This is a genomic window from Streptomyces sp. NBC_00986 (genome assembly GCF_045162565.1).
Classification (GTDB): domain Bacteria; phylum Actinomycetota; class Actinomycetes; order Streptomycetales; family Streptomycetaceae; genus Streptomyces.
This window is the reverse complement of the sequence record NZ_CP108733.1, coordinates 11,485,438-11,510,954: the sequence shown is the minus strand read 5'-3', so window position 1 is coordinate 11,510,954 and position 25,517 is coordinate 11,485,438. Positions and strand designations below refer to the sequence as shown.

Here is a 25,517-nt window from a genome sequence, read left to right as displayed (position 1 = left end):
ATCAGACCGGAGAAACCATGCTCACCGTCAACGCATACGCCGCCACAGCCGCCACCGAACCCCTCGTCCCGACCACCGTCGAGCGCCGTGACGTCGGCCCGCACGACGTCCTCATCGCGATCGAGTTCGCCGGCATCTGCCACTCCGACATCAGCAACGCCCGCAGCGAATGGGGCCCGTCGACCTACCCCCTGATCCCCGGCCACGAGATCGCCGGCGTGGTCACCGAGGTCGGCGCCGAGGTCACCCGGCACTCGGTCGGCGACCGGGTCGGCGTCGGCTGCATGGTCAACTCCTGCCGCGAGTGCGCGTCCTGCCTGAAGGGCGAGGAGCAGTACTGCCTCAAGGGCAACACCCTCACCTACGGCTCCGTCGACAAGAACGGCACCATCACGCAGGGCGGATACTCCACCCACGTCGTGGTGACCGAGGACTTCGTCGTACGGATCCCCGACGGCATCGACCTCGACGAGGCCGCTCCGCTGCTGTGCGCGGGCATCACCACCTACTCCCCGTTGCGCCGCTGGGGCGCGGGCCCGGGCAAGAAGGTCGCCGTCATCGGTCTCGGAGGACTCGGCCACATGGCCGTGAAGCTCGCGCACGCGATGGGCGCCGAGGTCACCGTGCTGTCCCAGTCGCTGAAGAAGGTGGACGACGGCCTGCGCCTGGGCGCCGACCACTACTACGCAACCAGCGATCCGGCGACCTTCGAGCAGCTGACCGGCACCTTCGACTTGATCATCAACACGGTCAGCGCGAAGCTCGACCTCGACGCCTACCTCGGCCTGCTGGCCGTGAACGGCGCCCTGGTCAACGTCGGCGCCGCCGCCGAGCCACTGTCGCTCAACGTGTTCTCGCTGATCATGCGCGGCCGCTCCTACGCCGGTTCCCTGATCGGCGGCATCCGCGAGACCCAGGAGATGCTCGACTTCTGCGCCGAGCACGGTATCGGCTCCGAGATAGAGGTCATCCCGGCAGACAGGATCAACGAGGCGTACGAGCGTGTCCTCGCCTCCGACGTGCGCTACCGCTTCGTGATCGACACCTCGACGCTGGTCTGACCCACGGCCACGGTCACGTCGACCTGAGACCGCCCCGTAGGAGGAGCCGCGCCCCCGAAGCCCTCGTACGGGGTGCCGCGTGAGGGGGCCTGACACACCCTGGAACGTCGATTCCCGGCATGGCACGGTCTGCCGTGGTGCGAGGACGGTGACCAGGCTCGATGCTCGTCGAAGACCCTCCCGCACCCGCAGAAGTCCGCCTCCCCGTGTCCCATGCCCGCCCCGCAGACACAGCCGCACGAGAACCGAGGAGATGAACGGATGACCACCACCGCCCCCTGGACCGACGACGAACTCGACCGGGTCGGATCGGCCGAGGAACTGGACATCGCCTCCCGGCGCCGGGACGGCGAGCTGAGCGGCCCGCGCACCATCTGGGTCGTGCGCGTGGGCGACGACATCTACGTCCGCTCCGTGAACGGCCCCACCTCGGCCTGGTTCCGCGGCACCCGGGCCTGCCACGAGGGCCGTATCGAGACCGGCGGGGTCGAGAAGGACGTGGCGTTCGTGGACGTCGACGGCGACATCAACGCCGCGGTCGACGCCGCCTACCGGACCAAGTACGGCCGCTACTCGGCCAACACCATCCAGCGCATCACGAGTTCCACCGCGGGCTCGACGACCATGCGGCTCCTGCCTCACTGACCGGCCGCGGGAGAGGAACGATGTTCACCGTCAGCGCCCCTGGGGCCGCTGCGCACTGCGCCCCGACCAAGGGCGAGCAAGGTCCCCACGATGTTGTGCGGTGGGCCGTACGACCCCCGAGCCGACCGGGAGACATGCCGTGATCGGTCTCGAACTCGTCGTGGTCCTCGGTCTGGCGGTGCTCCTGGGCAACGCCGCCGGCGACCGCTATCAAATCGCCCCGCCGGTCGTGCTGCTCGTCCTCGGCGCGCTGCTCGGCTTCGTGCCCGCCTTGCGGGAGGTGGAGCTGCCGCCGGAAGCCGTCCTGCTCATCTTTCTTCCGGTGCTGCTGTACTGGGAGAGCCTGACCACCTCGCTGCGGGAGATCCGCCGGGACCTGCGCGGCATCATCCTGATGAGCACCGTGCTGGTCATCGGCACCGCCGGCGCGGTGGCAGCAGTGGCGCACCAACTGGGCCTGGCCTGGGGCCCGGCGTGGGTGCTGGGCGCGGCCGTGGCCCCCACCGACGCGACCGCCGTCGGCGTACTCGCCAAAGCGCTGCCCCGCCGCAACGTCACCCTGCTGCGCGCCGAGAGCCTCATCAACGACGGCACCGCGCTGGTGGTCTACGGGCTGGCCGTCGGCATCACGGTCGGCGAGGAGCACTTCACCGTCCCGCACGTCACCTGGCTGTTCGCCCTCTCCTACGTCGGCGGAGCCGCGGCCGGAGCACTGGTCGCGTGGCTGGTGATCAGGGCGCGCCGGGTCTTCGACGACCCGCTGCTGGGCAACGTGGCAATGATCCTCACCCCGTTCACGGCATACCTGCTCGCCGAACTGATCGAAGCCTCCGGCGTGCTCGCGGCCGTCGTGGCAGGGCTGATCATGAGCCAGGCCGGGCCGCGGGTGGCGGGGGCCGCGATGCGCCGCCAGGCGGAGGAGTTCTGGTCGCTGGCCACCTTCCTGCTCAACGGCTCCCTGTTCGTCCTGGTCGGCCTGCAGGCACAGGCGGCCGTGCGCGAACTGCACGGCAGCGACCTCACCCATGCCCTCATCGCTGTCGGGGCGGTCTCCGGCGTGGTGGTCGCGGCGCGCTTCGCCTTCAACTTCACCTTCCCGTACCTGATCCGCCTCCTCGACCGCCGCCCGCAGCAGCGCCTGCGGCGGATGAACTACCGCGCGAGGGTGGTCACTTCGATCGCCGGCTTCCGGGGCGCGGTCTCACTGGCCGTGGCCCTGTCGGTGCCGACGACGCTCGACTCGGGCGCCCCCTTCCCCGCCCGCGACACGATCGTCTTCGGCACCTCCGGAGTCATCGTCACCACGCTCATGGTCCAGGGCCTGCTGCTGCCCGCCGTGGTGCGCTGGGCCCGGCTGCCCCACGACACCTCGGTGGAGGAGGAGCGCTTCCTCGCGGAGACGACCGCCACCGAGGAGGCCCTCAAAGCCCTCTCCACACTCGCCGAGGAACTGGACACGGACCCGGCGGTCACCGAGCGCATGCGTCAGGAGTACGAGTCGCACCTGCTCGTCGTCCGCGCGGGCGGCGGCGAGACCGCCGACGACGAAGACGTCCTGCGCCACCACTGGCACTACACCGCCCTGCGCCTGGCCCTCCTCGCCCACAAACGTGCCACTGTGCTCCGCCTCCGTGACGACCACGAGATCGACGACACGGTGCTGCGCCAGGTCCAGCGTCATCTCGACATCGAAGAAGTACGGCTGTCCCGACGCCAAGCCGCCGAGTGACCCCCACCAGGACAGGAGCCACCATGCCCGCACCGTCACCCGACGAGAGCGCCCGCGAAGAAATCCTCGCGGCCTACCGAGCCCATCTGCGGGCGATGACCGACGGCGACACGGACGCCCTGGACGACCTGCTCGACGACCGCTTCACGCTCACGCACATCACCGGGTACGAACAGCCGAAGGCCGAGTGGCTCTCGCAGATACGGGCCGGCCAGTTCGTCTACCACCGCGTGACCGAGAAGAACGTCACCGTCGACGTGGAGGGCGACTCTGCCCGCCTCGTCGGCCGCATCGTCACCGAGGCGACGGTCTACGGCACCCACGCCGACTGGCCGCTGCAATTCACCATGGACTACGCCCGCGACGGCGACACGTGGATCGCGCTGCGCTCCGTGGCCACGACCTGGTAGCAGGTGAGGGGCCCGGTCGATGCTCCCCGACACCGGCCCCATCGACGGCGAGGTCCTCGCCAACGGCGTCTCGGCGCTCTTCGACGAGATCGGCGCAGGCATCCTCGTCACCCACTCGCACGCCGGCGGCTTCGGCTGGGACGCGACGATGAGGAACAGGAACATCAAGGCGGTCGTCGCGCTGGAGCCGGGCAGCGGCTTCGTCTTCCCGGCGGGCGAGGTGCCGGACCCGATGCCGAGTTCCGCGGGCACCCTCGCGGGCGAGGCCGTGCCGCTGAAGGACTTCCAGCGGCTGACGAAGATCCCGATCGTCGTCTATTACGGCGACAACATCCCGACCGAGCCGACCGACATCGCCGGCCGGGACAACTGGCGCGTCCGGCTCGCGATGGCCCGCCTCTTCGTCGACGCCCTCAACCGCCACGGCGGCGACGCCACCCTCGTCCACCTCCCGGAGACCGGCATCACCGGCAACTCACACTTCCTCTTCTCCGACCTCAACAACATCCAGATCGCCGACCAGATCTCCGACTTCCTCGCCGAGAAGGGCCTGTCCCGATGACCCAGAACGACGCCGTCACCACTCGGAAGGTCAGCTTCCCGCACGGCACGCACCAGGTCGTGGGCAATCTCTTCCTGCCTCCGGGCTTCGACGAAAGCAGGACCTATGCCGCCATCGTCGCCACCCACCCCTTCGGCGGCGTGAAGGAGCAGACCTCCGGCCTGTATGCCGAGAGGCTCGCCGAACAGGGCTTCATCACCCTGGCCTACGACGCCTCCCACTACGGCGAGAGCGGCGGCGAGCCGCGCCTGTACGAGGTCCCCGGCGACCGCGTCGAAGACATCCGCCGCGCCGTCGACTACCTCAGCAACCACCCCCAGGTGGACCAGGACCGCATCGGCGCCCTGGGCATATGCGCGGGCGGCGGCTACACCGTCAACGCGGCGCAGACCGAGGCACGGATCAAGGCCGTAGGCACAGTCAGCGCGTTCGACGTCGGCTCGGCCCGCCGCGAGGGCGTGCCGCGTGGGCTGTTCTCCGAGGAATTCCGCGTGCAGCGGCTCAGGGAGATCGGCGAGCAGCGCACGAAGGAGGAGGCGGGCGACCCCCACCGCATGATCAACTTCGTGCCCGCGTCCGCCGACGAGATCACGGAGGCCACTCCGGAGCTGTACCGCGAGGGCTACGACTACTACTGCACTCCCCGCGGGCAGCACCCGAACTCGCCCGGCAAGTACGTCTTCACCAGCCTGGACAAGCAGATGGCGTTCGACGCCTTCACCCACGTCGAGTCGATCTCGCCGCGGCCGCTGCTGATGATCGCCGGCTCCCATGCGGACACCCTCTACTCCAGCAAGGAGGCCGTCGCCCAGGCCAAGGAGCCCAAGGAGGTGTTCGTCATCGACGGCGCCACCCACATCGACCTGTACGACAAGCCGGAGTTCGTCCCGCAGGTCGTCTCGAAGCTGACGGACTTCTACACCAAGCACCTCTGATCCGAAGGATCCAAGCGGATCGCGAAAGCTGGTGCGTCGCGAGGCGGGCGCGACCCCCGGCGCTGGTGGTCGGCCCCCTGGTCGATCACGACCGGAGGTCGCGTTCGTCCGACGTCGCCGAACCCCGTCGCGACCGGAATCACCCAGCCCCACACGCCAGCTGGCTGCCGGTGTACAACCCGCCGTCGGCCTACGAGTTGACGACCAACAACCGGCAGATCCACACTCCATGACCGAAATGACCGACTCGGTGAAAGCCCCTCGGGACCACGCTCGGCATTCACGACACTGCAGGTCAGCGAGTCCGTTCCCCGCACCCGCAGGATTGGTCCCTTGACCACGGCGTCGCCGTTCGGCGTGACCCGCTGCTCTCCACACCCACAGGGACAGTCCCGATGCCGGGGACTTCCGACGCGCTCAAGCGCAGGGCCTCTGTTTGTGAAAGAAGGCCCCAACCCGCCAAGATCCGGACCAGGAGCAGACCAACTTCGCCTCCCGTCAGGCAATTTCACTCGTTTCTGCAGCTCAGGAGCAGTTGGACTCGTGTACCACCAGCAGACCAAGAACCTCTTGGTGTTGTACTCGCCGAAGAAGCCGGGCTTCTTCTAGAGCCTGAAGTCGGTTGCCCGGAGGCATCGTTGCGCTCCGGGCAACCCGACACGACCGCCACACAACGTAACGGTTTGGATTGTTCTCGTTACTCCACGGCGTTCCGTCGCATTCCACCCGGACCAGTCGCAGACCAATTGGCACCGGAGAACATCACCTCGCGAGCCGCCCGATCATGAGCGCAGCGACCCGGCGAATACTCGTAGGCAGCGTCCGAATCTGCCAACGCCTTCCTCGCCACCGGCTGGCCGGCCGTCTCCGACCTCACGTGCGCTCCCGTACGACCGCCACCTACCGCCGCACCCGCCCGGCGGCGCGCTGAACCCGGTCGCGACGTTACCGACTTCGACGGATGAACTCCCGGCCGTCAGGCTCGATCCAGCGCTGAGCGGAGCTTGTTCCGCGAGTTGACATCGAGCTTGGTGAACACCTTGTGCAGGTGCCATTCCACCGTGCGGGGGCTGATGAACAGCTCGGCGCCGATCTCGGAGTTCGTCTTTCCGCGGGCGGCCAGTCCGGCGATCTGGGCTTCCTGCGCGGTGAGTGCGTCACGTACGTCGGCCGCGTGTTGCCGTACCGACTCGCCGGTGGCCAGGAGTTCGCGACGGGCGCGCTCGGCAAAAGCGCTCGCCCCGAACCCGTGCAGCATGTCGTAGGCGATGCGAAGCTGCTCGCGCGCGTCGATTCGCCGGTTCTCACGGCGTAGCCACTCGCCGTACACCAGATGGGTGCGCGCGAGATGGACGGTGACCCGGCTGCGCTGGAGGCGCTCGATGGCCTCGCGGTACAGCGGGTCGGCGGCTGGGCCGTCGCAGAGCAGGGCTCTCGACCGGGCCAGAACGCCAAGGGCCCAGTCCGTGCCGGCGGCGCCGGCTTGTTCCTCAAGGCGGCGCAGGGCCGCCTCGGCCGTCTCGGGGGCGCCACTGCGAGCGCCCGCCTCGACTATCTCGACGAAGGAGAATCCGGTGCCCGCGAAATCCTCGTACTCCCCGGCCTCTTCGGCGTGGGCCAGGGCGTCCTGGTACTGGCCGAGGCCGTTGTACAGAATCGCCAACATGTACGAGCGCAGACCGATCGTCCGCCCCTCGCCCCAAGCGGTCCCGTCGCGGGTGCCGGCCTCGATCACCTCCAGCGCCCGGAGATCGCCGCGCCAGACCATGAGCAGAGCCATGGGGTACCCGAGGCGCGAGTTGCCGGTCACCTCCGTGAGAGTGTCGGACTCGTCGATCAAAGCCGCGGCAAGGTCGAACTCTCCGGCGTGCACATGCACGACCGCCCGGTAGCAGAGGGCCAGCGGAAGGAAATTGAGAGCACCGGTCTCGCGGGCCGCCCGGACCGCGTGCGTGGTCAGTTCGTGCCAGGTCTCGTCGTCCCACAGGTCGCCGGCGACCAGCCACGTCAGCCAGAGCCAGCGCATGACGTCGTCCTTGTCGCGTCCGGCGGCTTGCCGGAGCGCCCGCAGCGTGGGCCTCAACAGCGACGCGCCTTCGACGTAGCCCTCGACGAAGCGCGTCGCCAGGCCGTCGAGCAGTGCGTCAGCCAGCCGGGGAGGCTGCGGGCCGCGCGGTGCGGCGCGGGCGGCCTCGGCCACCGCCCGCACCCCGCCATGTCCGCACAGGCGGCCAGCGACGACCGCTGAGCCGAGTGCTTCGAGGTACGCCTCACGCGCCTGTGCGTCGTCGACCCCCTCCAGTCGGCCGGCCGCGTCGAGCAGCAACGGCAGAGCCTCACCACCGCGCCTGCGCGCGAAGACGATCTGGGCGCGCAACCGGATCAGCCGCGCGCTCTGGGCTTCGTCCAACGGCCCCATCTCCGCGGCGGCGAGGAGGTCCAGCGCCGTGTCGGGAGCCCCGGCCTCGAAGGTGGCCTGCGCCGCGGCCACCGCTCGCGTTCCTCGTACGGCTGGATCGGGCGTCAGCTCTGTCGCGCGCCTCAGGAACGCGGCCTCCGCCGCGAAACCGCCGCGGGCCTGGGCCCTGGCTGCCGAGCGCTCCAGCTCGCCCGCCAGGGCCTCGTCGGGTCGGACCGCCGCGTGGGCACGATGCCAGGCTCGGCGATCCGAGTCGAACTCAGGGTCGGTCGCCTCGGCCAGTGCACGATGCACGTCCCGGCGCACCCCTGGGTCGGCCGCGCGATAGGCCGCCGAGCGCACCAGCGGATGACGGAACCGTACCTGTGCCCCGAACTCGATCAGTCCCGCCCGCTCGGCCTCCCCCGCGGCGTCCGCCCCGATGTCGAGCCGCTCGGTCACCCGCCGCAGCAGCGGCACGTCCCCCACCGGCTCGGCCGCCGCCACCAACAGCAGCCGTTGCGCCGCGTCCGGGAGCGACGTGATGCGCCGCAGGAAACTCTGCTCGATCTGACTCGCCAGCGGCCGGGTGTCCGGACGCCCGAATCCGCCTGCCAGCTCTGTCGTGGTCAATCCCCGCGTCAGTTCCAGCAGGGCCAGCGGGTTGCCGCGGGTCTCGGCGACGATCCGGTCCCGGACCCGTTCGTCCAACCGCCCGGGGACCACCGAGTCCAGAAGCGCACGCGCATCGTCGTCACGCAGACCCCGAACCACCAGCTCGTTCAGCGCCGCCCACGGGTTGTCCCCCCGAGGAAGCGTCGACGTGCGCACCGCGAAGACCAGTGCCACCCGCTCCGCGAGCAGTCGGCGCGCGACGAAGGTCAGCGTCTGGGCGGAGACCCGATCCAGCCACTGGGCGTCGTCCACCACGCAGACGAGCGGCTGCTCCTCCGCCACCTCGGCCAGCAGGCTGAGCACCGCCAGCCCGACCATGAATCGGTCCGGCGCGCTTCCTGCACGCAGGCCGAACGCGACGGCCAAGGCATCACGCTGCGGGCCGGGAAGGCGATCGAGCTGCCCCATCACCGGCATGCACAGCTGGTGCAACCCGGCGAACGCCAGCTCCATCTCGGACTCGACGCCTGTGGCCCGGAGGATCTGACACCCTGTCGCACTGCCCACGAGGTACTCCATCAACGCGGACTTGCCGACCCCGGGCTCGCCGCGCAGTACCAGTACCTGGCTCCGACCGGTCCTGGTGTCGGCCACCAGCTGGTCCAGCGCTCCGCACTCACCACGCCGGCCGCGCAGCCCGCGCCGAGGAACACTGCTCGACATCCACCACCCACCGCACAGGTAAGAAGAGCCCGATCCTGATCAACTCGGATCGCCCCCATCATGCACTCCTGCGCGCGGCACGGACAATCGCCGGACGGCCACCGTCAGAACCCTGCCGACGGCTCTCCACCACGCCGGCGATCCAATCGAACGGCTATTCGAATGCCTGGCGAAGTACGCACACGGCACGTTCGACTGGGGACAACCGTTCCATCAGGAGCCGGACCGCACACTTGAGCACCTACCCACGTTCGGCCTCGTGTGCCCGATCGGCGGCTGCGCGATCTCGTTCCGGACTCCTCTTGCCGACACCGGCCTCTCGGCGAGCGCGAGCGCAACCTCGGAACGAGGAGGCCCGAACGACACGGTGGGAAACCGCCGCCCTCGCGGCCCGAGGCCGCCACGAGGATCCGAGGTGATCCGGATGCCCCGCCGACCGCTTTCCGGTATCTATACATGCGATGTATAGTCCGCACCGTGTCAGGCGGCACTTTCGGCCGCCAATTGTTCAATGCCTCGATGCACACAAGGTGTGTTGCCGTACAGCATGGCTTGTAGGTCAGAAGCTTCAGGCATCGGCCCTTCAAAGCGCTCTTGCGGACACATCTTGGGTGGTTTGTCACCTCACGGCCAGAGGCAAGGTCGTCGGCGCTCCGCGCCCAGCACGAGAGGTTGCCAGTGAACCCACGTCTGCAGCATGTGCGACAGACCGTCTCCCCATCGGCCCCACGTCGTCGACAGCGATTCGGAAGTCTTCGCGCTCTCGGCTTCGGCGCACGGCTCGCCATGACCGGCGGCCGGGACGGTTCGGTGCGTACCGTCCTGATGGCCGTGGGCATCGGACTGGGGGTCGCACTGCTGCTGCTGGCCTCGTGCGTACCCACTGCCAGACACCACCGAGACGAACGGATCCACAACCGGATCGACATCAACCTCGACGACCGGGTCATCACACCCTCTCGCAGCACAGTGTTGCTCAGCGAAATTGACACAGTGTTCCGAGGCAGGGAAATCCGGGGAAGGATGCTGGAACCCGAGGGGCCCAAGGCGCCGCCGCCTCCCGGAGTCACGCGATTCCCGCGTCCCGGGGAGATGGTCGTGTCACCGGCGCTCCGGAAGCTGCTGGCCGCGCCCGGGAGTGACTTGCTTCGCGAGCGCCTCGACCATCCCATCGCGGGAGAAGTCGCGGACCGGGGTCTGGTCGGGCCCGGTGAGTACGTCTTCTATCTGGGCGGCGAGCACATGGCGGACGGTGTCGCAGGAGCTCGTCGACTGGACCACTTCGGCAAGGTCTATCCAGCGAAACCGCTCGACCCCGAGCTCGCGCTGCTGAGTATCGTCGGGATGGTCGTGCTGCTCGTTCCGGTGGCGGTGTTCATCGCCGCAGCCGTCCGGTTCGGCGGCGAACACCGCGACCGAAGGCTGGCCGCGCTACGGCTGGTAGGCGCGGACCGTCGGATGACCGCCCGTATCGCCGCAGGCGAGACGCTGGTCAGCGCGCTGCTCGGCGTCGCCCTGGGCGCGGTCCTGTTCCTGTTCGGCCGACAGTTCGTCGGGTTGATGGACATACAGGGACTCAGTGTGTTCACCGAGGACCTCAGCCCGCAGCCCGTTCTGGCGGCGCTCACGGTGGTCGGCGTGGTCGTGCTGTCTCTCGCCGTAACGAGGCTGGCGATGAACGGGGTGGTTGTCGAACCCCTCGGGGTGGTTCGCAAGTCCGGTGGTGCCACACGACGGCTGTCGTGGCGCATCGCCGTTCCCGTAGTCGGACTGCTTCTGCTACGGACGTCCGTGCGGGGCGGATCCGACCTGCGCAGTGCCACCAGCGTCATTCTGATCGTTGTCGGCATGCTGGCGTTGCTCGTCGGCGTGACCGCCATTCTGCCCTGGATCCTGGAGCAGCTCACCAGGGTCTCCGGCGGATTCGGTCCCCTCTCCTGGCAACTGGCCGTCCGTCGGCTGCAGTTGAGCAGCGAAGCCTCCACCCGCTCGGTCAACGGTATCGTCGTCGCCGTGGCCGGTGCCGTAGCACTGCAGACCCTCTTCACCGGCATCGCGCACGGTCACAACGGCGGCAGCGGGGCAGCCAGGAACGGTTCCACGCCGAGCACGCGTATCGGCGTCGCCAGTCTCGACGACGGCAAGGGGTACACGGATCGGTACACCTCAGTGTTCTCCGCAACGCCCGGCGTACAACAAGCAATCGGCTACGCGGAGTTGTCCGTCAGCGGGTCCGATGACGATTTCCCGCAGACGGTCCGCGTCGCAGGATGCGGCCAGCTGAGATTGCTTGCCTCGCTGCCCGGCTGCACCGATGGAGATGCCTTCGTCGTCACCCCGCGGAGCAGCACCAGCTCCGCCGACACGACCGTGTGGAAGTCGGGCAGCACGATGCGCTTGGACATGAAAGGCCCCCTGTGGAAGGTGCCGCACATCACCGCCACCGTCGAGGACAGGAGCAGCGATCCACAAGGTGCCTTCCCCGAGGAAATGCTGCTCGCCACCCCCCGAGCAGCTGGCTCCTCGGCGATGGCGGACGCTGTGAGCACCATCAGCATCAGGTACTCGACGTCCAGCGAAGACATCCAGGACCGCCTTCGCACGGCAGCCGCCCGGCTGAACCCTTTCTTCACCGTCGATTTCCCCACACAGGCCAAGGGGGGCGACATGGCTCTCGACGGGTTCAGGCGGGACCTGTTGGCCGGGGTGACCGCCGTCCTGCTGCTGATCGCGGCAAGTTTGCTGCTCGGTACGATCGAACAACTCCGGGACCGCAAACGCGTCCTGGCCGTGCTCGTCACCTTCGGCACCCCGCGGCGCACCCTCATCCACTCGATCCTGTGGCAGACCGCGTTGCCGGTCGCAACAGGACTACTCGTCGCGGGAGTGGTGGGAACCGCCCTCGGCAGCGCGCTGCTCGGTCTCATCGGCAGGACAGCGGTCTACGACTGGAACAGCATGCTGGCGATAGCCGGCATCGGAGCTGCCGCCAGCGTCGCCGTGACCCTGCTGACGCTCCCCACATTGTGGCGGTCCTCGCACCCGGAGAACATCCGCTTCGAGTGAGCGATGTCCATCCCTCACGGCGGGGGATCCTTCGTGCGAGGTTCCCCCGCAACCGCCTGACCCTTCTCAGCCTGGCTGCAGCTCTCCGCTGCTACCGACGATTCCTCCGGCTGACCCACGCTGGACACCGTCTGGAGCCGACACGCCGTCAGCCGGTGTTGGCCCCTGGCGAATCGGCCGTCGGGTGTTCGTCGTGGAGCGCGGCGAGTGCGGCGGCGAGCCTGCCGCGGCTGGTGATGCCCAGGCGGGGATAGATGCGGTACAGATGGGCTCCGACGGTGCGGTGCGAAATGAACAGGCGCTGGGCGATCTCCCGGTTGCTCAGCCCCTGCGACGCCAGCACCGCGATCTGCATCTCCTGGGCCGACAGCCGGTCGCTGGTGTTCGCATGCCGCCGACCGCTCGACTCGCCGGCGGCGCGCAGCTGCTCACGAGCCGTCTCGGCCCAGGGCCGGGCACCGATCCGGTCGAACTCGTCGCGGGCGCTGCGCAGCGGACTCCGGGCGTCGACGTTGCGCCGTTTCCGGCGGAGCCAGCGGCCGTGGTGCAGGTGCAGCCGAGCCTGCGCCAGGGCCCAGCCGGCGGGCAGCGCGGCCAGCGCCGCGGTGTAGCGCTCCTCCGCCGTGTCGTCCGGCGCCAGCACCGCCTCCGTGTAGGCCTGGGCCACCACCATCATTTCCGAGGGCAGCCTGGCGGCCAACTCGGGGAGTCCGTCGAGTAGTTCCCGGGCCTGCTGCACGGTGCCCGCGGACACCGCGGCGTCCGCCAGGTCCGGTGCGAGCAGCCACCGGCTGACCGAGTGGTAGTGCGGGTCGGCGGGATCGAACGCGCGGGAGATGGCATCGTACGCCTCGGTCGCGCGGCCGTCGAAGAGCGCCAGCAGGCCCTCGACCTGCTGCGCCATCACGACGGCGAACGGCATGCCGGGGAACAGCCGGTGGGCACGGAGCTCGCCGAGCATCCGCGCCGCGGCCTCGGTCTCGCCGCGCAGCGCCGCCACCAGACTCCCCGTCGCCTTCACCCCCAGCCAGACGATCCATTCCCCGCTCTCCTCGGCCAGGGCGAGTCCTTCGCCGGACTCCTCGCGGGCCCGATCGAGCTGACCGAGGTACACCCGCGGCCAACTCCCGGCAAGTGACCGGGCGAGCAGCCCGAGCCTGCCCTGCGACCGCCACGCCGCGGCCGCCAGCGACAGGTACCGGGCGGCGCGGGTGACGTCGCCCAGGACCATCGCGCCGCTGCCGAGGAAGTGCGTGATCCGGCCGTCCTCGTGGTCCGGCCGAAGGCCGTCGAGTCGTGCGATCACCTCGGCGCCGTACCGGTACGGCTCGGTGTACGCCCGTACCGTCAGGACGACGGGAGCGTCCGGATCGGGGTTCCATCGGTCCAGCTCGGCCGAGGCCAGGGTGCGCACCCGTGCGTCGCCGTCCTGGAAGAAGCACCGGGCGGCCGCCCGCCACAGCAGGTTCTCGGCGACCCGCACACCGCCTGCGTCGAACGCGCCGGCCGCCGTGGTCACCATGTCCTCGATCCGGCGGTGCGGCTCGTCGGGTTCGAACGCCGCCTTGTCGGACACGACCATGAGGCGAGCCCGTTCCAGTGGGCCGAGTTCGCTCATGTCGGCCCGGTCCAGCAACAGTTGGGTGTGAGCCCGGTCATTGATCTCGCTGGCCGACTCCACTGCCCGCACCAGGATCTCGGTCCTGCGGCGCGGGTCCTGGACCAGCTCGGCCGCCTGACGCAGGGCCGGAACGGCCGACGCCACCTTGCCCCGGGCCAGCGCCGTGTCGGCAAAACGTTCCAGCCGGGCGGCGAGATCCTCGTCCGGGCCGAGCGATGCGGCGGCCAGGTGAAGGAGCTGGTGCTCGGGCGTGTCGGCCATGGCCCCGGCGATGGCGCGGTGAGTGTCCAGCCGATCGAAGACGGTGGCACGCGTATAGATCGCCGAACGCATCAGCGGATGCCGGAACTCGAGAGTACGGCCGACCAGGGTGACCAGACCCGCGTCGACCGCCTCCTGCACCGCCTTCACGGAAACCGCCGTGCCTGTCAGACGACTCGACACGTCCAGCAGCCGGTTCAGTGGCGCGTTGGGCTCGGCGGCCAGGGCCAGCAGGAGCCTGCGGCACTCCGGGCTCACCGAGTCCGTACGCGCGGCGAACGCGTCCTCCAGGCGCTGGGTCAGCGGCAGATCGTCCAGCTGCGGTGCCAAGTCCTGCACCGTCTTGGGCAGCTCGACCAGGGCCAGCGGGTTGCCCGCCGCGCGTTCCAGGATGAAGGCCCGGATCGTCGCCGACAGATCCGGTGCGGCCGCATCGAGCAGTTTGGCGGCGGCCGACGACCCGAGTGGCTGCAGAGGGAGGTCCGGTTGCGCGCTCGGGTCGTAGGAGTCCGGAGAGCGGACCCGGGACGCGGCGATGATCAGTACGGGGAGGTCGCGGGTGCGCCGGGCCACGAATCTGAGGACGTCCCGGCTCGGTGCGTCGATCCACTGCAGATCGTCGACGATCAGCAGGAGCGGCTGCCGGTCGGCCTCGTCGGCGAGCAGTTCGAGTACGGCGAGCGCGACCCGGAAGATGTGGGGTTCGGTCTGCGTGGCGCTGAACGCGTCGACCAGCGCGGTCCGGTGCGGGGTCGGCAGCTTCTCGATGCCGTGGGCGACCGGTCTCAGCAGCAGTTGCAGGGCCGCGAACGGCAGCCACAGCTCGGTCTCCACACCGGCCGCGCTCAGCACGTTGAATCCGTCCTCGGTGCCGTCGGCGCCGACAGTGCGCAGCAGCGCCGACTTGCCGACACCGGCGGGGCCGTGCATCAGCAGCGCACCACCACGTCCGTCCGCCGCGTCCGCCAGCAGCGTGCGCAGGATACGCAGCTCCTCGTCCCGGCCGATCATCGCGCGGGTGCTGGGTTCGGCCTCGGGAAGGCTCCGACTGCTGGGCTGAGCATGTGCGGCTTCCTCCGTGCAGAAGGTCACGTCGCACGGCATTCTAATCGCGCCTCATTACGCCCTCGGTGCGCCCGCACCATCAGTCAAACGACTCGACCTCGTCGGTACTGCCGCGCCGACGCCGGGATTTGAAGGCGCCGTCATCGACAGAACCCGCCGGGACGGTGGTCTCCGGCGGGTTCTGTCGATGACGGCGCTGTTGGGATCAGTTCGGCGTCAGGAGGGACACTTCGTGGGTCCCATGCGGATGAGGGTTTCGCGTGTCTCCTCGGTCAGACCGCCCCAGATCCCGTGCCGTTCCCGGTGGTCGAGTGCGTACCGGCGACACGGAATCCGTACCGGGCACCGATCGCAGATCGTCAACGCCCGTCGGACGGTCGCCAGGTCGCCCGGAGGAGGGAAGAAGGTCTCGATGTCGGCGCCGCGGCAGGACGCGACAAGCCACCAGCCCGCCACCGAACGGACAGGCAGGGCACGGTTGTTCAGCCGAGGGGTGCGCGGCTCTGTCATCCCATCTCCTCCAGCTTCTTGCCGTTGGTCTCACGCACCCGTACCGCGACGAAGACGAAGGACAGCACGGCGAAGCCCGCGTAGACGGCGTAGGTGGACGACAGGTTCCAGTCCGACAAGCGGGGGAAACTCTCGGTGACGGCCCAGTTGGCGATCCAGTTGGCGGCGGTCGCCACTGACATCGCGGCGGCGCGGATGCGCAGCGGGAACATCTCGCCGACCATCACCCAGAGCACCACACCCCAGGAGACCGCGAAGAAGAAGACGAAGGCGTGGGCGGCGACCAGTGCCACGGTGCCCTGGGTGTCCGGGATGGACAGGCTGCTGCCACTGCCTGTCCGGTACGAGAACGCCCAGCTGGCCAGAGCCAGCGACACGGCCATGCCGGCCGAGCCGGTCAGCGCGAGCGGTTTGCGGCCGATCCGGTCGATCAGCAGCATCGCCACGACGGTTCCGACGATGTTGATGATGGACGTGGAAAGGCTGATCAGCAGGGAGCTGGCCTGGTCGATGCCCACCGACTGCCACAGCAGCGACGAGTAGTAGAAGATGACGTTGATGCCGACGAGTTGCTGGAACACGGCCAGCCCGATGCCGACCCACACGATCGGCAGCAGCCCGAATCGGCCGTCGAGCAGATCGCGTACCCGCGGCTTGTGGTCGGTGCTGAGCGCCTGCTGGATCTCGGCGATCCGGTCCTCGGCGCCTGCGTTTGTGCCCTGCAGGTCACGCGCTACGGCAAGGGCCTGGACTTCGCGGCCCGTGGCGACGAGGAAGTGCGGCGACTCAGGGATGCGCAGGGTGAGAAGCAGATAGGCGAGTGCCGGTACGACGGCGGCCATCAGCATCCATTGCCAGGCGTGCAGGGCACCGAGCTGGTTCTCGCTCCTGCCGTCGGCCCCTTGGGCGATGGCCCAGTTGACGAGTTGGGAGGCGGTGATGCCCAGCACGATGGCCGCCTGCTGGAACGAGGCAAGTCGGCCGCGGTGGTCGGGCGGCGCGACCTCGGCGATGTAGGTGGGGCCGATCAGCGAGGCGAGGCCGATCGCCATGCCGCCGATGACGCGCCAGGCTCCCAGGTCCCAGGCGGAGAAGGGCATGGACGAGCCGAGCGCACTGATCGCGAAGAGAACCGCGGCCAGGTGCATCACGCGCCGACGGCCGACGCGGTCGGCGAGACGCCCGGCGACGGCCGCACCGAAGGCGGAACCGAGCAGGGCGGAGGCGACGATGGTGCCCGTCTCGCTGGAGGTGACATCGAATCGGTGCTGGATTCCGGTGACGGCGCCGTTGATGACGGCACTGTCGTAGCCGAACAGGAAGCCACCGATCGACGCGGCCGCCGATATGTAGGTAATGCGCCGGAGGTTGGTCGGGCGGAGCGCGGCCCTTGGGTGGGCCGGCCCCGCGGAAGAGGCATTCGAGGTCATGGACAAGCACTCCTTCACGGGACCGGGTGCCCGGACTCGCGGGCGGGAGCACCGGTCGTAGAGGACGCGGATCGGGAGGACGACTGCGCAGGCGCCCCTGGGCCGCTCTTCGGGCCTGCGGGCGAACCCGTCGCGGGTCAGAGAACGGAGGCCGGGGACGACAGCAGTTCGTAGAGGCGGGCCAGGTTGGCCGCGCCGACAAGGCCGGCATCCGATCCGACGGTGGCGGTGCGGACCTCGGCGTAGACACGGTGCTCCCCGCCGCCGAGGGCCCGACGGTAGGAGATCTCGGCCGGACGCCTGATCAGTTCGCCGGTGTCGCCGAGGCCGCCGCCGATGACGATGACGGACGGGTCGAGGATGGACGCGAGGTCGGCGAGAGCCTGGCCCAGCCAGCGGCCCGACTGCGCGAACACGTCGAGGGAGAAGGGGTCGCCGCTGAGGGCGGCCTTGGTCACATGGTGGCCCTCAAGGCCGGAGGGGGTGCCGTTGCCGAGCGCGAGCACCACCGCGGCCCGTGCCGGATCGGCGACCGCCATCTCGCGGGCGCGGCGCGTGTGGGCGGCTCCGCTGGCGTACTGCTCCATACAGCCGTGCTGGCCGCAGGGGCACGGCAGGCCGTCGGGGACCGCCCGGTAGTGGCCGATCTCGCCTGCCATGCCGAAGCGGCCTCGGAAGAGCCGGCCGCGGCTGATGATCCCTCCACCGAGGCCGGTGCCCGCCATGACCATCAGCATGTCGTCGTGCCCGGCACCGGCTCCGTGGATGAACTCGCCCCATGCGGCCGCGTTCGCGTCGTTCTCGACGACGACCGGAAGCCCGGTGGCCTCCTGGACGATGTCCCGGATCGCCTTGTCGTGCCAGCCCAGGTTGGGCGCGAAGCGCACCGTCGAGCGGTCCGCGTCCACATATCCGGCGGCTCCGACGCCGACCGCCCGGACCTCGTCCCGACCCGCGCGGACCCGCTGTACCGCCTCGGCGATCGCCTCGGCGATCCGGTCCGGGTCGTGCGGGGTGGGGATGCGCACACGGGAGACCACCTCCCCTGCCGGGTCGACCGCCCCTGCGGCGATCTTCGTGCCGCCGAGATCGACGCCGACGGTCAGACCGCCGTTCTGTTCGTTCATGCGGCACCGCCCACACGGTCGAACCCGTGGGGCGCGTGCCGCCGTGTGTGTCCACCTGACCGCTCCAGGCCGACGAAAAGGAGAAACATGGTGTGGTTCCTAACGTTGTTCTGCCATGTGAAGGAAAGGAAGGAGAGTCGGCTCATCACCATCCGGAACGCCGGGCAGGTGGCTTCGGCCCCGAAGATGACGGTTCGCCGCCGGTCCAGGGACTGCCTCAGCTTCCGCGATCCGGCGTCGAGTTGCTTGAGTCATTCGACTGCGTCCTGGATTCCGTCCGCCCGCCGTGTCACACACGCGGGCCGTGCCCGGTCTCCTCCCGTGAAGCAAGCAGATCGACGGAGGTGTCACACGATGTTGGAGACGGGATCAACGGGCGGCCACGGCGAGCGCGAGGACCGGCAAGCGACCGGCCCCAGGATGGTGGCGAACGTCAGGCCGCCCTTCGTACCGGAGGGTGCTTCGGCGATGACCGTGCTGGTCGAGTGGCCGCCGGGCCATCCCGGTACGCCACCGCACCGGCACTCGGGGCCGTGTTTCGGCTACGTCACCGAAGGCGCCGTCCGGTGGGAACTCGAAGGCGGGCCCGAGCGTGTGATCAAGGCCGGTGAGACGTTCTGGGAGCCGGGCGGTGACGTGATCCATTACCAGAACGGCAACGCCCTGTCGGACACGCCGGCCAAGTACGTCGTCGTCATGTTGGGCGCCCCCGGCCGGCCGATGCTCACGCCGGTCGACGAGGACGAGCTGGAGAAGCGGGCCCATCTGCGTGCCCCGCGGCCTTCGGCCGACTGAACCACCGCTCGGAGACGCTGAGTTCGTCACGGCAGTTCTCGAAGGGGGCCACTGTGGCCGGTGATGGATCGATGTCGCACAGGACAACCGAGGGGCTGGTGGGACGCGATCGGGAGCTGGAGCTGCTCCGGTCGTACGTCGACCAGGTGCTCGTCCGCGGTGGGGTGCTGTTGCTGTCCGGGGAGCCGGGCGTCGGCAAGTCCGTTCTCCTGGATGCCGCGGCGGAGGCGGCGACGACGGCCGGTGCGCTGGTGCTGCGCTCGGCCGGGGTCGAGTTCCTCGCGGATCTGAGCTTCTCCGGACTGAACCACGTACTCGAACCCCTGCTGCACGAGTACGACGGACTCGACCCGGCACACCGCGAGGCCCTGACCGTCGCGCTGGGGGCGCGTGACGGGGCCACAGTGGATCGGCTGGTCGCCTACGGGGCAGTACTGGCGCTGCTCCGAAGGACCGCGAGCACCCGTCCGGTTCTGTTGGTCATCGACGACCTGCAGTGGATCGACCGGGCCAGCGCCTCGGCGCTCGCGTTCGTCGCCCGGCGGCTGACCGGTAGCCGGGTGGGCCTTCTCGCCGCTTCACGGCCGGGATTCGAGAGCTTCTTCGAACGTGCGGGACTTCCCGAGCTCACCGTGTCGCCGCTGAACGACGAGGCCGCGACCGACCTGGTCGGCACCCGGTTCCCGATGCTCGCCGGGCGGGAGTTGCGGCATGTCCTCGCACAGGCCCAGGGCAATCCGCTGGCCCTGCTGGAACTGCCCGCCGCACTCGACGACTCGCGGGGCAGCGCGGGAGTGGTGCTGTCCGAGGTGCTCCCGCTCAGCCGTCGGCTGCAGGACCTCTATGCCTCCCGGGTCGCGGAGATGCCGGCAACTACCCGCCGCCTGCTGCTTCTGGCCGCGCTGGAGGACAGCGGCGACCTGCCGGTCCTGCGGGCCGCCGCCCCCGGCGAGGACGTACTGTCCCTGCTCGCCCCCGCGGAGCGGGCACAGTTGCTGCGGGTCGAGCACGGCGGCCTGGGGCGGCTGTCCTTCCGCCATCCACTGATCCGCGCGACGATCGTGTCGGGCTCGACCAGTGGTCAGCGCCTGGACGCCCACCACGCTCTGGCCCGGGCACTGACCGATCAGCCCGATCGCAGGGCGTGGCACCTGGCCGAGGCCACACCCGATCCGGACGAGCGGGTCGCGGCACTCCTGGAGCACACCGCCCACCGGGTCCGCCGGCGTGGCGACGCCGTCGGCGCGTTCAACGCGCTGATACGGGCCGCCGACCTCACTCCCGGGCCCGCGGACCGCAGCAGACGGCTGGCCGAAGCCGCCTTCGTGGGCGCGGATGTCGCCGGAGAGCTGCGCACGGCGGCGGAACTGCTGGTCCAGGCCCGGCGCGCCGACCCCGACCTGAGGGGATCGCTGCGGGCGGCGGCCGCGGCCTCCCACGTACTGCTCAACCGTGACGGTGACGTCAACACCGCGCACCGGCTGCTCGTCGGTGCGATCACGACCCGCGAGGGCAGGTCCGACGGTGATGACGAGTCGCTCTTCGAGGCGCTGTGCACCTTGCGCAGGGTGTGTCTGTGCGCGGGCAGATCCGAGCTCTGGGGCGCGTATCACGCGGCCATGTCCCAGCTGACCGTGCCGATGCCTCCCCTCCAGGAAGTGCTCGGCGATGTCTACGCGGACCCGGCACATTCCTCCACGGCCTCCCTCGGCCTGCTCGACGCGGTGATCCGCGACCTGCACCTGGAATCGGACCCGACCCGGATCGAACGGATCTCGATGGCGGCGCTCTTCGTGGACCGGGCGACGGGGTGCCGTGCGGCTCTCTGGCCCGTCGTCGACGACGGGCGGGAGGGCGGCGCGGTCACCTCGGCCCTCATCGCACTGGTGGTGCTGTGCCTGGACGACTTCATGACCGGTCGGTGGGACGAGTGCGGCCGTCTCGCGGCAGAGGGGTTGGCGCTGTGCGAAGCCCACGGCTATCAACTACTGGCCCAGCAGTTCCACCGGGCCCGGGGCCTGCTCGCCGCGGCGCGGGGCGACGACGGCACGGTGCTGGAACTGGCGCAGGGAATCACGGAGTGGGCGGTGTCCCGCGGCGCCCGAACCATCGAGCACTTCGCACTGCACATGACGGCACTGGCCGCCCTTGGACGTGAGGACCACGAGGAGGCCTACCTCGCCGCATCGGCGATCAGCCCTTCAGGTGTGCTGGCCCCCCATGCCCCGATGGCCCTGTGGGTTCCCATGGACCTCGTGGAAGCCGCCGTCCGCAGCGGGCGGCGGGCCGAGGCACTCGCGCATGTCGCGGCGATGCGGCAGACGGGGCTGCCCGGCATCTCCGCCCGCCTGGCACTGGTCACCGCCGGTTCGGCCGCGATCGCCGCCTCGGAGGACCGGGCCGCCGACTACTTCGAGGAAGCTCTCACCGTTCCCGGTGCCGAGCGCTGGCCCTTCGACCTCGCGCGGGTCCGTCTGGCCTACGGGCAGCACCTGCGTCGCACACGGGCCGTCAGGGAAGCCCGGGTGCACCTCGCCGCCGCCCTCACAACCTTCCGCCGTCTCGGGGCCGCACCATGGGCCGCGCGAGCGGCGGAGGAACTGCGGGCCACCGGCCGCACCGCCACGCGGGTCCGCCAGGACCTGGGGACCATCCAGCTCACGGAACAGGAACACCGGATCGCCGCACTCGCCGCCTCCGGAATGACCAACAAACAGATCGGCGAACGTCTGTTTCTCTCCCACCGAACCGTGGGGGCCCACCTGCACCGGATCTTCCCGAAGCTCGGCATCACCTCTCGCGTCACCCTCGGCGAGGCCCTCGCCGCACTGCCGCCGGAGCGGCCCCGGGCGGAGCGGTCTCCCACCTCGACGCAGCCCTAGGACGCGGTACTCGGGGGAAGAGACGCGAGTGCGTCCCTGAGTGCCGCGCGTGAGGCGATTCCGAGTTTCGGGAACAGCTGATAGAGGTGCGAGCCCACGGTTCGGGGCGAAAGGTGGAGACGTTCACCGATCTGCTTGTTGGTCATCCCGGAAGCCGCGAGTGCGGCGATCTCCTGTTCCTGCGCGGTGAGAGTCACGGAGCCGTGCTTCGTCCCGGTCCGGGACCGACGGGTGGCGCGTAGTTCGCCCGCCGCCCGTTCGGCCCACGGCCGGGCGCCCAGGCGCTCGAACGCCTCGGCCGCCGCGTCCAGTTGGGTCCGGGCCTCCGTGACGAAGCGCATGCGCCGCAGACGCTCACCGTAGGCCAGCCGTATCCGGGCCAGGTCGAAGGGCCAGCCCTGCGCCCCTGGGACGGCCAGTGCCTGCTCGAAGCCGACGATCGCGCCGTCAGCGGGTGCGACGAGCGCGGCGGAGCCCGCCACCAGCAGCGCCAGCCGCGGGGAGAACGCCGCGACACCGGCTTCCCGCATCGCACGCACGTGTGCCTCTGCCTCACCGGTGCGCCGGGTGTGCACCGCCGCCTCCACGAGGTCCATGCCGGCCCACAGCACGTGCGGAGCGTGGGACGCGAGGCGGCCGGCGGGGCTGATCGCCACAGCGTGGCGATACGCGCATTCGTAGTCGCCCGCACCGAGTTCGGCGAGGACCCGGGCGTGGTCGGCGAAGGCCGCCGCCCCCAGAACCCCACGGGGCACGGCCCACTGCGTGATCCGGTCGGCCAGGCTCCGGCTCTCCTCGAAGCGCCCGTGGACGGCGGCGAGCAGAGCTTGGTGGTACTCGAAGTACCAGGCGAAGAAGGGGTATTGGCGCTCGTCGCAGATCCTCAGTCCTTCGTCGGCCAGCGTTCCGGCCTCCTCCCACCGGCCTGTCGGGAAGGCCTGCAGGCACAGGTGCACGAGCGCGTCGAGGTGCCGGCGGACGTGGCCGCCCCGGCGGCCTTGACGAACCGCGTGCCAGGAGACGTCCCGTAGCTCCGCGAGCCGGTCGGCGTGGACGGGGCCCGTACCGATGCGGACGATCTGCCCCGGGTCCTCGCCGTTCCGGATGCCGTCGAGGATCGAGTCGAGCTGCTGACGGCCGGCCGAGCCGGTGCCGACCAGGTCCGCCGGCCTCTTGCCATAGGCGGAGAGTATGGGCGGAGCAGCCGGCTTCAGACGGTCGAGGACGGCGTGGAAGGGTTCCCACAGGGCGTCGCGACCACCGGACCAGCACACGAGCAGCAGCACGCGCAGTGCCTCGACGAGGGCGTCGTCCCCGGCGTCGTATCCATGGGTACCGTTGTCGATGGCTGCCACCAGGAGGCGGTGAGCCATGTCGATGTCACCGTCACCGCCGTTGAGCAGGAGGAGCGCCCCGGTGGCGGCAGCGAGCGGAGACCTGGTGAGGTCCGGGTCCGCGCGCCGGGCACGGTCGAGGAGCTCCGACGCCGCACGCAGCTCACCGGTCGCGTCCGCACCGAGGTAGGCGGCCCAGGTCAGCCTGCGTCCTCGGTCCGCGGGACGGGCGCTCAGCTCGGCGGCCCTGGTGAAGGTGGCGACGGCCGCTGAGGCGTCACCTCGTCGGGCGGCGCGATGCCCGGCCTCCTCAAGCAGGGCGGCAACACGCTCGTCGGGAACGAGGGTTGCCCGGCCCAGGTGCCAGGCACGCCGCTCAGGTGTCTCCGCGCAGATCTCGGCGAGTGCGCGATGAGCCTGACAGCGCTCGGTCAGGGTACTGGTGTCGACGACCGCGGCCCTCATCAGCGGATGGCGGAAGGCGACCCGGCCGTTCGTGCCGTCGACGGTGATCAGGCTGTCCGATTCCGCCGCTGCCAGCGCCGTAAGAGCGTTCGGGTCCTGCGTCCCTGCATGGAGGACACCCGGATCTCCGGTGTCGTCGAGGGCGAGGAGCAGCAGGAGCCGGCGCGATTCTGCCGACAGGCCGGCCACGCGCGAAGCGTGGCGGCTCCGAAGACGTGGAGAGAGGGGCAGTACGTCGGGCAGATCGGCCAGCGCGCCGCGCTGCGCGCTGCTCAGCGCGGCGGGCAGCTCCACGAGCGCCAGCGGATTGCCCTGCGCCTGCTCCAGGACGCGGTCCCGGACAGATGCGGCCAGCCCCGGAAAGCGGGCTCCGAGCAGTTCCGCGGCCGCGTCGCGATCCAGCGGCGGCACCTCGTACCGGGTGAGCCCCTCCCGATCGAAGAAGGTTCCGGCTCCCGACCTGGCGGCGGCGAGGAATCCGATACGACTGCCCGCCAGCCGACGGGCGACGAAGCCCAGCACTGCCGAACTGGCCCGGTCGAGCCGGGCGAGGTCGTCCACGACGATGAACACAGGGCGTTCGGCTGCCGCTCGGCGCAGCAGCAGGAGCACCGAGTGGGAGACGGGAGGCCCGTCGGGCACCGGATCGCCGCCGTAGCCCAGCGCACTGCGCAGAACCTTCCGATGTGGGTCTCCCAAGCTCTCGAACCGGTCGTTCAGCGGCAACAGCAACTGGTGAAGACCTGCGTAGTCGAGTTCGGCCTCGAACCGGACGCCGACGGCCGACAGCACCCGGGCCCCCGCCCCGGACATGCCCCTGGCGACCTCGCCGAGCAGCACGCTCTTGCCCACCCCCGGCTCTCCGGAGAGCAACAGGGCACGGCCCGTGGCCGTTCCCGGCCCGAGCAACGCCTTGATCTCCTGGATTTGCCGCGCACGGCCCACCACCTCAGGGGGCCGACCGCCGTCCGCGGCCAACCGCACGGTCCCACCCGACGGTTCGGGCATGGCCCTACGCACTGCGAGGTCCGGACGGTGCTGCGGCCATCGTGGGGGGAGGTCTCCGACAGGGGGCCGGGGCAGCCGTTCGACACGCGAGCCGAGTGACATGGGTACTCCGTACGTTGCGCCGTCCCTCCCGCCGCACGGCGGGAAGACCTGGGCTCACCGTGCACCCGGCCCGCGAGGACAAACATCAGTAACGTGACTGCACGGCGACTCGCGGGTCATTTGACTGATGGTGCGGGCACACGGGGGCCTCGCAGAATCGTGTTGTCCCTGAATCACACGACCGGGCGCATGACGCATCACACCGTGTGCCCTCCGAGCCCCCCCTTGATCCCACCGGTTACCGAGCGGTGATGTGATGAGAGAACCTGACAGTTGCACCCTGGCGGTGTGCCGGATGCTTGTCCGCCTGGTCGTCGCCGAAGGAGTGGACCGGCCAGTGATGCTCGATCTTTCCTACGACACGGCCGATCCCTACGCGGTGTCCTTGACGTTCCACATGTACACCGACGCGACCGTGCGTTGGGTGGTCGGCCGCGATCTCCTTCTCGACGGGCTGGAGAAGCTCACCGGCGTCGGCGACATCCAGGTGTGGCCCTCCCGGCTCCCATGGGCGGGCACGGTTCACATCGCGCTGTGCCCGTGTCCCAGGCAGGAGGCGGTCGTCGTGACCGTCTCGGCACGAACCCTGGGAACCTTCCTGCGACGAACCCTCGCGATGGTGCCCGCCGGTACCGAGGAATGCCACCTGGACGTGGATGCAGCCGTCCACCGGCTCCTGAGCGATCCGGGCGGGTCGCTTCGGTAGGAGCCCGTTCCGAGCCCGACGGACCGGCACCGCGAACCCCGTCCCCGGCGCATGTCACATCGGCGCG

At 69.9% G+C, this 25,517-nt stretch carries 16 protein-coding genes; 10 read left to right on the top strand and 6 right to left on the bottom strand.

All coding sequences use genetic code 11. From position 1 onward, the window contains the following. The first annotated feature begins 17 nt into the window (after window positions 1–17). The 6 genes from OG504_RS51915 to OG504_RS51890 all read left to right on the top strand — a co-directional run bounded on the left by OG504_RS51915 (window position 18) and on the right by OG504_RS51890 (window position 5,342). Window positions 18–1,061 carry an NAD(P)-dependent alcohol dehydrogenase gene (locus OG504_RS51915; RefSeq protein WP_405996163.1) on the top strand — a complete coding sequence of 348 codons (1,044 nt, stop codon included), beginning with the start codon at window positions 18–20 and terminating at the stop codon, window positions 1,059–1,061. 261 nt (window positions 1,062–1,322) lie between these two features. After that, window positions 1,323–1,706, top strand: a complete 384-nt coding sequence (locus tag OG504_RS51910) for a DUF2255 family protein (RefSeq protein ID WP_405996162.1) — start codon at window positions 1,323–1,325, stop codon at window positions 1,704–1,706. A gap of 100 nt (window positions 1,707–1,806) precedes the next feature. Then, on the top strand, window positions 1,807–3,435 hold the full coding sequence (locus tag OG504_RS51905) for a Na+/H+ antiporter (RefSeq protein ID WP_405996161.1): 1,629 nt from the start codon (window positions 1,807–1,809) through the stop codon (window positions 3,433–3,435). 23 nt (window positions 3,436–3,458) lie between these two features. Further along, window positions 3,459–3,845, top strand: a complete 387-nt coding sequence (locus OG504_RS51900) for a nuclear transport factor 2 family protein (RefSeq protein ID WP_405996160.1) — start codon at window positions 3,459–3,461, stop codon at window positions 3,843–3,845. 19 nt (window positions 3,846–3,864) lie between these two features. Beyond that, entirely contained in the window at window positions 3,865–4,407 is a 543-nt protein-coding gene (locus OG504_RS51895) for a hypothetical protein (protein WP_405996159.1), read from the top strand. Continuing rightward, the gene (locus tag OG504_RS51890; RefSeq protein ID WP_405996158.1) at window positions 4,404–5,342 is read left to right on the top strand and encodes an alpha/beta hydrolase; all 939 of its coding nucleotides are present in this window, start codon (window positions 4,404–4,406) and stop codon (window positions 5,340–5,342) included. The genes OG504_RS51895 and OG504_RS51890 overlap by 4 nt, the downstream gene beginning before the upstream one ends. 976 nt (window positions 5,343–6,318) lie before the next feature. Here the strand turns inward: OG504_RS51890 and OG504_RS51885 are convergent. Continuing rightward, the gene (locus tag OG504_RS51885) at window positions 6,319–9,078 is read right to left on the bottom strand and encodes an AAA family ATPase (protein WP_405996157.1); all 2,760 of its coding nucleotides are present in this window, start codon (window positions 9,076–9,078) and stop codon (window positions 6,319–6,321) included. Between the two features lie 1,098 nt (window positions 9,079–10,176). Between OG504_RS51885 and OG504_RS51880 the strand changes: the two genes are divergently transcribed. After that, window positions 10,177–12,144: an FtsX-like permease family protein gene (locus tag OG504_RS51880; RefSeq protein WP_405996156.1), complete on the top strand. Its 1,968-nt coding sequence runs from the start codon at window positions 10,177–10,179 to the stop codon at window positions 12,142–12,144. Between the two features lie 148 nt (window positions 12,145–12,292). Here OG504_RS51880 and OG504_RS51875 read toward each other — a convergent pair whose 3' ends face one another. From OG504_RS51875 to OG504_RS51860, 4 genes are all read right to left on the bottom strand, one after another. Further along, the gene (locus tag OG504_RS51875) at window positions 12,293–15,118 is read right to left on the bottom strand and encodes an ATP-binding protein (protein WP_405996155.1); all 2,826 of its coding nucleotides are present in this window, start codon (window positions 15,116–15,118) and stop codon (window positions 12,293–12,295) included. Window positions 15,119–15,307: 189 nt separating this feature from the next. Further along, window positions 15,308–15,601: a WhiB family transcriptional regulator gene (locus OG504_RS51870; RefSeq protein WP_405996154.1), complete on the bottom strand. Its 294-nt coding sequence runs from the start codon at window positions 15,599–15,601 to the stop codon at window positions 15,308–15,310. After that, on the bottom strand, window positions 15,598–17,031 hold the full coding sequence (locus tag OG504_RS51865; RefSeq protein ID WP_405996153.1) for a sugar porter family MFS transporter: 1,434 nt from the start codon (window positions 17,029–17,031) through the stop codon (window positions 15,598–15,600). The genes OG504_RS51870 and OG504_RS51865 overlap by 4 nt, the downstream gene beginning before the upstream one ends. A gap of 137 nt (window positions 17,032–17,168) precedes the next feature. Further along, window positions 17,169–18,158 carry an ROK family glucokinase gene (locus OG504_RS51860; protein ID WP_405996152.1) on the bottom strand — a complete coding sequence of 330 codons (990 nt, stop codon included), beginning with the start codon at window positions 18,156–18,158 and terminating at the stop codon, window positions 17,169–17,171. A gap of 354 nt (window positions 18,159–18,512) precedes the next feature. Here OG504_RS51860 and OG504_RS51855 point away from each other — a divergent pair, with 354 nt between their 5' ends. Together OG504_RS51855 and OG504_RS51850 are read left to right on the top strand one after the other, a co-directional pair. Then, window positions 18,513–18,953, top strand: coding sequence for a cupin domain-containing protein (locus tag OG504_RS51855; RefSeq protein WP_405996151.1), 441 nt, complete (start codon window positions 18,513–18,515; stop codon window positions 18,951–18,953). 71 nt (window positions 18,954–19,024) lie between these two features. Continuing rightward, window positions 19,025–21,835, top strand: a complete 2,811-nt coding sequence (locus tag OG504_RS51850; protein WP_405996150.1) for an ATP-binding protein — start codon at window positions 19,025–19,027, stop codon at window positions 21,833–21,835. Here OG504_RS51850 and OG504_RS51845 read toward each other — a convergent pair. After that, on the bottom strand, window positions 21,832–24,642 hold the full coding sequence (locus OG504_RS51845; RefSeq protein WP_405996149.1) for an AAA family ATPase: 2,811 nt from the start codon (window positions 24,640–24,642) through the stop codon (window positions 21,832–21,834). The genes OG504_RS51850 and OG504_RS51845 overlap by 4 nt on opposite strands. A 358-nt stretch (window positions 24,643–25,000) precedes the next feature. Between OG504_RS51845 and OG504_RS51840 the strand changes: the two genes are divergently transcribed. Next, window positions 25,001–25,450 carry an SsgA family sporulation/cell division regulator gene (locus OG504_RS51840; protein ID WP_405996148.1) on the top strand — a complete coding sequence of 150 codons (450 nt, stop codon included), beginning with the start codon at window positions 25,001–25,003 and terminating at the stop codon, window positions 25,448–25,450. The last annotated feature ends 67 nt before the right edge of the window (window positions 25,451–25,517 follow it).

Coding starts and splice junctions, on each gene's coding strand:
- OG504_RS51890 (WP_405996158.1), top strand. CDS start 4,404: ATGACCCAGAACGACGCCGTCACCACTCGGAAGGTCAGCTTCCCGCAC.
- OG504_RS51850 (WP_405996150.1), top strand. CDS start 19,025: ATGTCGCACAGGACAACCGAGGGGCTGGTGGGACGCGATCGGGAGCTG.
- OG504_RS51865 (WP_405996153.1), bottom strand. CDS start 17,031: ATGACCTCGAATGCCTCTTCCGCGGGGCCGGCCCACCCAAGGGCCGCG.
- OG504_RS51855 (WP_405996151.1), top strand. CDS start 18,513: ATGTTGGAGACGGGATCAACGGGCGGCCACGGCGAGCGCGAGGACCGG.
- OG504_RS51885 (WP_405996157.1), bottom strand. CDS start 9,078: ATGTCGAGCAGTGTTCCTCGGCGCGGGCTGCGCGGCCGGCGTGGTGAG.
- OG504_RS51870 (WP_405996154.1), bottom strand. CDS start 15,601: ATGACAGAGCCGCGCACCCCTCGGCTGAACAACCGTGCCCTGCCTGTC.
- OG504_RS51900 (WP_405996160.1), top strand. CDS start 3,459: ATGCCCGCACCGTCACCCGACGAGAGCGCCCGCGAAGAAATCCTCGCG.
- OG504_RS51840 (WP_405996148.1), top strand. CDS start 25,001: ATGAGAGAACCTGACAGTTGCACCCTGGCGGTGTGCCGGATGCTTGTC.
- OG504_RS51915 (WP_405996163.1), top strand. CDS start 18: ATGCTCACCGTCAACGCATACGCCGCCACAGCCGCCACCGAACCCCTC.
- OG504_RS51845 (WP_405996149.1), bottom strand. CDS start 24,642: ATGCCCGAACCGTCGGGTGGGACCGTGCGGTTGGCCGCGGACGGCGGT.
- OG504_RS51910 (WP_405996162.1), top strand. CDS start 1,323: ATGACCACCACCGCCCCCTGGACCGACGACGAACTCGACCGGGTCGGA.
- OG504_RS51895 (WP_405996159.1), top strand. CDS start 3,865: ATGCTCCCCGACACCGGCCCCATCGACGGCGAGGTCCTCGCCAACGGC.
- OG504_RS51860 (WP_405996152.1), bottom strand. CDS start 18,158: ATGAACGAACAGAACGGCGGTCTGACCGTCGGCGTCGATCTCGGCGGC.